The organism is Paenochrobactrum sp. BZR 201-1, assembly GCF_044987585.2.
GTDB lineage: Bacteria > Pseudomonadota > Alphaproteobacteria > Rhizobiales > Rhizobiaceae > Paenochrobactrum > Paenochrobactrum pullorum.
On record NZ_JBJDRZ020000014.1, the window covers coordinates 73,623 to 80,548 of the forward strand.

Sequence of the window (6,926 nt, forward strand, 5' to 3'; positions counted from 1 at the left end):
CAGTAAAAGGGGAAAAGCGATTAGCTCGTGCTATAATGCTGAGCGTTAGAATATTTCATCTTTAAGTGCATACCAGCGATACATGGCGCGTTGGCCGATACGGCGGAACGGTGTCAGCATGCCGTAGCTGGGCAGTTCAGAGGCGAAGATCGGCAGTTCTAGATGCTTGCCTTTACCTGCTATCATTTCAGCAACGCGGCGGCCGGCCTGTGCAGAATACATCACCCCGTTACCACCATATCCCATGGCGTAATAAAGCTCCTGAGCCGGATCAGGCCGGAAAATACGGGGCATCATGTCATGACTGACATCAACCCAACCCCACCAAGAGTAATCGATTTGAACACCTGTCAGGGCCGGAAATTTACGATAAAGTCCCTTGAGCAGCAGATCATAATGCTTCTGGTTCGGCGCATCCGCGCCGGTAATGGCACTACGACTGCCGATCTGCATCCGGCCGTCGGGCAGAAAACGATAATAAAAACGCAATGTGCGTGTATCGGTCAGTGGGAAATGTGCCTTCAAACCACAAGCCGCTATCTCGTCAGTACTCAGTATACGTGTGACAACCGAGTTAGACAAAACCGGCATGAGACGATAACGCGTTAACAGGTGAAGTTGCGGTGATGTATAACCAGCGGTCGCAAAGCACACTTTTTTTGCACGAACCGTGCCCCCGGGAGTACGCAGCAGATAGGTGTCCCCTTGCCGTTCACAATTCAGAACCGGACTTGATACATGCACTTTTGCGCCCAGCTTGCGGGCCATGTTGAGGTAGCCGAATGCAAGTTTTGCAGCATGAATACCCATCCCATCGGGCTCATACATCGCCCCATGAGCTTCCCGATCACCAACATAATCATTCAGGATCTCATCACGACTAATGATGCGACTTTTATAGCCGAACACCTCATTTAGGAGTTGGGATTCTTTTACGAGCGACGGCATCATTTTTGCCCGATGCGCGATATAGAGATGCCTACCATCTTGCGGATCACAATTAATTTCCGGCTGGGCAATCAGATCACGAAACAGATCAAATGCTTCGGCAATTTCTGCATGAAGTTTGCGCGCAACATCGACACCCCAACGGTTAATCCAGTCCGATCGCTTCAAACGACCAGATGAAATTTGAGCCTGACCGCCATTACGCGTGCTACAACCCCATGCAACCCCATTGGCCTCAAGAACTGTTGCTTTGATACCGTGTTCTTTGGCGAGATGAATAGCAGCCGACAGGCCCGTATAGCCGGAACCAACGATAACCACGTCGGCATCCATATCGGCCATAACCGGGCTATCATCCTGCGGCGGTGTACCTGCAGTATCAATCCAATAGGTTGGCGCATAATCACGACCATAGCCCGGGTTTTTTGATGTGACCGGATCATAACGTGGATCGAAAGGCTCGCGGACCTGAAAAGAATGTTGTGATTGATGATTCATATGCCGGACCTCCAACACCACTGACTGGCATATATTTAAGCGGTCAGAAGCGGCCGGTTTTTACGGAAAGCCTGTTTGCGGATGATTTTGCCATCACGGACCGTAAAAAGGTCACAGCCTTCGGCCTCAACGCGGGCACCATCAGCCTGTGTGCCGCGAAACGTCCATTCAGACACAGCACGGCCATCATGAACGAAATGGCTGTGCCCGCCCCAGCTTGCATCGGGCATTGCCGCCCAAACACCTGAAAAGGCTTTCGCGATTGCCTCTGTACCAATGAAGCGTGTGCCGTAGACTTCAGCGCCGCCAAGTGCATCAAACACGCAGTCCGGGCTGAAGAACGCCATGATCCCGTCAATGTCGTGACGATTGAAAGCATCGAATAATGCCGCAAAATCCGCAGCAGTAAGAGTGTTTTTTGAGATTATGTCAGCCATTTTATTCTCCTTCATTGCTGCGGCTTTGGGAGCGCAACAGCGCAATTTAGGTCAAAGCTCTCTCTTGTCCGGCAAAGGATGCCGGACATAATTGGTTCTAATTTCAGGCATCTCTTGGAGCGGCTATCCGCTTCGCATTTTAAACTTTGGGCACTAGATTTTTCCCTTCCACGGGATCAGCACTTTTTCCATGTGGCGGATCAGCAAATCGAAGGCGAAAGCAAAAATACCGATGACGATAATGCCCATAATAACTGTATCACTGGCGAGAAACTGGGCGGCATTGAGTACCATAAACCCAAGCCCGCGATGGGCCGCCACCATTTCGGCTGCAACCAGCGTTGTCCAACCCACACCAATGCCAATTCGCATCCCTGTGAAAATCTCTGGTAATGCGGCCTTCATGATGACCTGTGTGACAACTTGCAAACGAGATGCACCCATCGCATAGGCTGCGTGAATTTGTTCTGTTGAAACCGAACGGACACCAGCGCGCGCTGCAATGGCCATGGGAGCAAAAATAGCCAGGTAGATCAGAAATATTTTGGGGAATTCACCAATGCCGAGCCAAATAATGATTAGAGGCAAATAGGCAAGTGGTGGCAGTGGACGATAAAACTCAATGATCGGATCAAGTACCCCCCGAGCAAACGTACTCATGCCCATCATGATGCCAATCGGTATTGCTGTGACACATGCGAGGAAAAAGGCAGACAGTACCCGCACAAGGCTGGCCACCGTATGTTCCAATAAACTTGAATTTGCAACGCCATCGGTTGCGGCGATGATAAATTTATTGTAGACGGCCATCGGAGAAGGCAGGAACAAAGGCTTGACCCAGCCCATTTTTGTCACCAAGAACCATAAGCCTATAATAATAATTGCCGTAATAAGGCTGATAAAGCCGCTATTTCCATCCCCCGGCGCTCCATAAATTTTACCGGGTATGACGGGACGTCCTTTGGTCAAACGATCAAGCATGGGCGAGCTCCGGGTTACCCGATGCTCTTTCATCACCGTAGATGATGCTGAGAATGGTTTCACGCATTTTGATGAAGTCAGGGCTTGATTTGACTGCACGGGCATCTCCGCTCTCCAGAAAACGCTTGTTGAAGTCGAGTTCATAGGTATGTGTAATGCGGCCCGGACGTGGTGACATCACAATAAGCCGCGAGCCCAGAAACAATGCTTCTTCCACGCTATGCGTAATGAAGAAAAACATCTTGTTGGTCAGCTTCCATACGCGCAATAAAAGCTCTTGAATTGTCTCGCGCGTTAATGCGTCGAGAGCCGCCATAGGTTCATCCATCAATAACATTGCCGGATCGCAAGTCAGCGCCCGAGCAATGCCAACACGTTGTTGCATGCCGCCAGATAGCTGATAGACCTTGTGATTATGGAAGTCTTGCAGTCCGACCAGTGCCAGATTTTGGGTGGCGCGTTCACGGCGTTCAGCTTTAGGCACGCCACGCAATTTCAAACCAAATTCCGTGTTGTCGACGACATTGAGCCAAGGCAAAAGGGCATGTTTTTGAAAAACGACACCACGTTCAGCGCTCGGCCCTCTGACAAGCTCGCCTCCCAAGGTGATTTCACCCGATGACGGGATCATAAATCCCGCAAGCAGATTGAGCAGCGTGGTCTTGCCGCAACCGGATGCACCAAGAGCGACAACGAAATAGCCCCGTTCAATTCGCAGGTTTACGCCTTTCAGCGCTATGACCGCTTCTTCTACATAAAGCCCCGGATAGGTGAGGCTTACATTTGATACGTCTAAGGTTTCCATGCCGTTGCCTCTCGGTAAGGATGGTTCATAAGCGGCTAAGCCACCAGCGGAGAGAATATTATTTAGCCACGCCTGCCGCGTGTGTATCGGTTACATGCGGACTATAGTCATCCAATGCCGCATCGAGCTGTTTTTGCGCAACAAGGAATTTGGCACTTTCTGTCAAGGACCGTAATGCACCTGCATCTTTGCCGCCGCCAAGCCAAACTGCTGAAGCCTGTTCTTCAACCGTTGGATAGGACAGAAGTGCCATGGAACCAGGGATGTCTGTTGCATTGCCACCGATCAATTTAACCATGCCTTTGATCTGATCGGAATCCGCCGTCCATTGGCTGCCATTCGCCTTATAATCGGCATAAGCCTCGGCGAGCACTCCGGTGAATGCTGTCATAAATTCCGGATTGTCCTTGGCAAAGGTTTTGTCCACCACCAGACCGTCAAAAGTCGGAACACTCTTAATACCAATTTCCTCAGAGTCGGCGATTACCGTGCCGGTTTTCATAATCTCTGATAATGCGGGAGGCCAGACATAGGCGGCATCAATATCACCACGTTGCCATGCGGCAACAATCTGCGGCGGGCTCATATTCAAAATTTCAACTTCCCGCGGATTTATGTTCCAAACTTTTTCCAATCCGACAAGAAGATGAAAATGCGCGGTAGAAACAAAAGGAACACCGACTTTCTTGCCTTTTATATCTTCCGGTTTCTCAATACCCGTACCTTCACGGGCAACAAGCGCTTCGGATTTTCCGATATTATCAAGTATCCAGAACAGCTCCAGATCAACACCCCGTGTGGTAGCCGCTGCAATACCTGTAGAACCCAGAACACCGATGGGCACATTGCCGGATGCGAGTGCAGTAGAAATATCACCGCCTGATGAGAATTGGCGCCAGTCAATTGTATAGCCTGCTTTCTTAGCAGCAGCATCGAAGCGACTGTCCGCGATAGCCGTCAAAAACGGTCCGACGATCTGCTGATATCCGACAACAACATTTGTTTCGGCATAAGCGGTGCTGCTCCAAAGGCTGGCGGCCAGAATTGATCCCGCCAATATAGCTGTCGTTTTTTTGATATAGCTCATGGAGTTCCCCTTCCATTTTTTGAACGTTGTCGCGACTATGTCTTGACCGCTGGCTTATGCCAATCTGTTGTTCCATTCATAAACGATAGTCATGATGAGCTATTTGTCTTATATCCAGATTGAACTGTGATTAAGCCCAGATGTTAAATTAAAGAATAAAGGCAAATCGAGCCTTGATGAAGGAATAAACTCCCAAATATCTATTGATGTAGAAAATTAATTCATATTGTGATTGCTAATGAATGTGGCTCACAGTGCCAATGGAGTGGCTTTGAAAACAACAGCAGTATCTGAAACAACTTTTTTTCTGGATCGCGCCAGCCGAACGGGTTTGCAGTCTCAGATCAGGGAAATTATTGTTTCGGCGGTACTCTCGGGACAGGCACTTCCCGGCGCGAAATTGCCTTCCACACGTAAACTTGCAAACTATCTAAATATCTCTCGTCTGACTGTTACAATCGCCTATCAGGAGCTGGCATTTCAGGGTTATTTAGAAGTTAAGGATCGCAGCGCTTATCATATTTCTATGATGCCGCCGATTAATATGATTGGCCATGCGCATGATTTACAATCTTGTGATGCAGTTGATTGGGAAAATAAAATCCGGCCTGGATTATTAATTGCCAAATCAATTCGTAAGCCGCTTGATTGGCGAAGTTATAAATATCCATTCCTTTATGGTCAGATGGATCACTCCTTGTTTGATCTGGCAGGCTGGCGGGATTGCTCCAGACGGCCTTGTCACGCGAGGATTTTGCATTGATGGCAGGAGGCTTTGCTGCCGAAGACGACATCGAATTAATAAATTATATTCGTTCTCGCACATTACCCAGTCGCGGCATTCGTGCAGAACCTGACGAAATACTGGTGACTGTTGGTGCGCAAAATGCTCTATGGATCGTCAGTCAATTGTTGCTCTCCAGCAATTCGCACGTCGTTTTTGAGAATCCGGGACATCCGGATATTGCTGCGACCCTCTATCTAAGCGGCGCTCGGGTGACGACCATTGATGTTGACCATGATGGACTTCCACCAGAGAAAATCCACGAAAATATAGATGCCGTATTTGTAACCCCCAGCCATCAATCGCCAACCGCAGCGACCATGCCGCGCTCCAGACGATTGGCATTGCTTGAAGCTGCGGCGAAACAGAATTTTGTCATTGTAGAAGACGATTATGAGTTCGAGATGAGTTTTCTCCAGCCATCAACGCCCGCGCTGAAGTCGTTGGATCAATACGGACGTGTTCTTTATGTTGGCAGTTTCTCTAAATCGCTCTTTCCCGGCCTGCGGCTTGGCTACCTCGTCGCACCTCACCGGTCATACGTCAGGCACGGGCTTTGCGCGCACTCATGTTGCGACATCCACCGGGGCACTTACAACGAACCACTGCATATTTTCTGGCATTAGGGTATTACGATTCCGTTATTCACCGTATGCGTCTAGAATTTCACAAGCGTCACGTCATCATGATTGAAGCATTAAAAGAGGAAGGTCTTCACATTGCAGGCAAGTCCGCTTTCGGCGGTACAGCATTCTGGATTGAAGGCCCAAAGGGGTTAAACGCAGACCAGCTGACGAGCGAATTGCGCGAGCAAGGTGTATTGATTGAATCAAGATCACCATTTTTCATCGGTTCAAATCAGCCATGCCGGTTTTTTTCGTATGGCCTATTCTTCGATAGCTGCGAATAAAATAGCAGCCGGTGTGGCCCTCACCTCTTCACATATACGCAGTTTATCTTTGATATCGTGATCCTTCGGTGTCTCCACCCTGAAACCAAACCGTCAAGTATTGAGCTTAAATACCCAACTGACCGGCATAGTGGCATGCGACCGCGTGATTTTCATGCCACTTACCGAGAACCGGAATGTTTGTCTTGCATTTAGGCCTCACATAAGCGCAACGCGTCTGAAACGGGCAGCCAGACGGCATGTTGAGCGGACTTGGCACTTCTCCTGCAAGGGACGGCGCTTGTTTGTCAACCCTATCAATATTGTTAATGCTTGGCACAGCTGCAAGCAACAAACGCGTATATGGATGTTGAGGTGCATTGAATAAATTTTCTCGGCTCGCACGCTCAACATGAATAGTGAATAGATGGAGTGGTTGCCGCCCTACTATCCAAGCGACAATACTTGTTTGAACATTGTTGCGTTCAATTTACTCG

9 protein-coding genes are annotated in these 6,926 nt (G+C 49.1%); 3 read left to right on the plus strand and 6 right to left on the minus strand.

The window, feature by feature from the left end; genetic code table 11:
* Positions 1–45: 45 nt before the first annotated feature.
* The 5 genes from ACI0FR_RS10140 to tauA form a co-directional block, all read right to left on the minus strand.
* On the minus strand, positions 46–1,446 hold the full coding sequence (locus ACI0FR_RS10140) for an NAD(P)/FAD-dependent oxidoreductase (protein WP_404908412.1): 1,401 nt from the start codon (positions 1,444–1,446) through the stop codon (positions 46–48).
* Positions 1,447–1,481: 35 nt separating this feature from the next.
* The gene (locus tag ACI0FR_RS10145) at positions 1,482–1,883 is read right to left on the minus strand and encodes a nuclear transport factor 2 family protein (RefSeq protein ID WP_404908414.1); all 402 of its coding nucleotides are present in this window, start codon (positions 1,881–1,883) and stop codon (positions 1,482–1,484) included.
* A gap of 153 nt (positions 1,884–2,036) precedes the next feature.
* A complete protein-coding gene (locus ACI0FR_RS10150) occupies positions 2,037–2,864 on the minus strand; it encodes an ABC transporter permease subunit (protein ID WP_404908417.1) in 828 nt (275 codons plus the stop codon).
* On the minus strand, positions 2,857–3,669 hold the full coding sequence (locus ACI0FR_RS10155; RefSeq protein ID WP_404908419.1) for a taurine ABC transporter ATP-binding protein: 813 nt from the start codon (positions 3,667–3,669) through the stop codon (positions 2,857–2,859). Before ACI0FR_RS10155 ends, ACI0FR_RS10150 begins: the two co-directional genes overlap by 8 nt.
* Before the next feature lie 58 nt (positions 3,670–3,727).
* Positions 3,728–4,756 (minus strand): taurine ABC transporter substrate-binding protein, encoded by a 1,029-nt coding sequence (gene tauA / locus ACI0FR_RS10160; protein ID WP_404908421.1) that lies wholly within the window; start codon positions 4,754–4,756, stop codon positions 3,728–3,730.
* A 265-nt stretch (positions 4,757–5,021) separates the two neighbouring features.
* Here tauA and ACI0FR_RS10165 point away from each other — a divergent pair, with 265 nt between their 5' ends.
* The 3 genes from ACI0FR_RS10165 to ACI0FR_RS10175 are packed head-to-tail and all read left to right on the plus strand — an operon-like array spanning position 5,022 to position 6,450.
* Entirely contained in the window at positions 5,022–5,519 is a 498-nt protein-coding gene (locus ACI0FR_RS10165) for a GntR family transcriptional regulator (protein ID WP_404908423.1), read from the plus strand.
* Complete coding sequence (locus tag ACI0FR_RS10170) at positions 5,480–6,166, plus strand: aminotransferase-like domain-containing protein (RefSeq protein WP_404908425.1); 687 nt, start codon at positions 5,480–5,482, stop codon at positions 6,164–6,166. The genes ACI0FR_RS10165 and ACI0FR_RS10170 overlap by 40 nt, the downstream gene beginning before the upstream one ends.
* Positions 6,167–6,225: 59 nt before the next feature.
* Complete coding sequence (locus ACI0FR_RS10175; RefSeq protein ID WP_404908428.1) at positions 6,226–6,450, plus strand: hypothetical protein; 225 nt, start codon at positions 6,226–6,228, stop codon at positions 6,448–6,450.
* A gap of 106 nt (positions 6,451–6,556) precedes the next feature.
* Here ACI0FR_RS10175 and ACI0FR_RS10180 read toward each other — a convergent pair whose 3' ends face one another.
* Positions 6,557–6,919 (minus strand): oligopeptide/dipeptide ABC transporter ATP-binding protein, encoded by a 363-nt coding sequence (locus tag ACI0FR_RS10180; RefSeq protein ID WP_404908437.1) that lies wholly within the window; start codon positions 6,917–6,919, stop codon positions 6,557–6,559.
* Positions 6,920–6,926 lie beyond the last annotated feature (7 nt).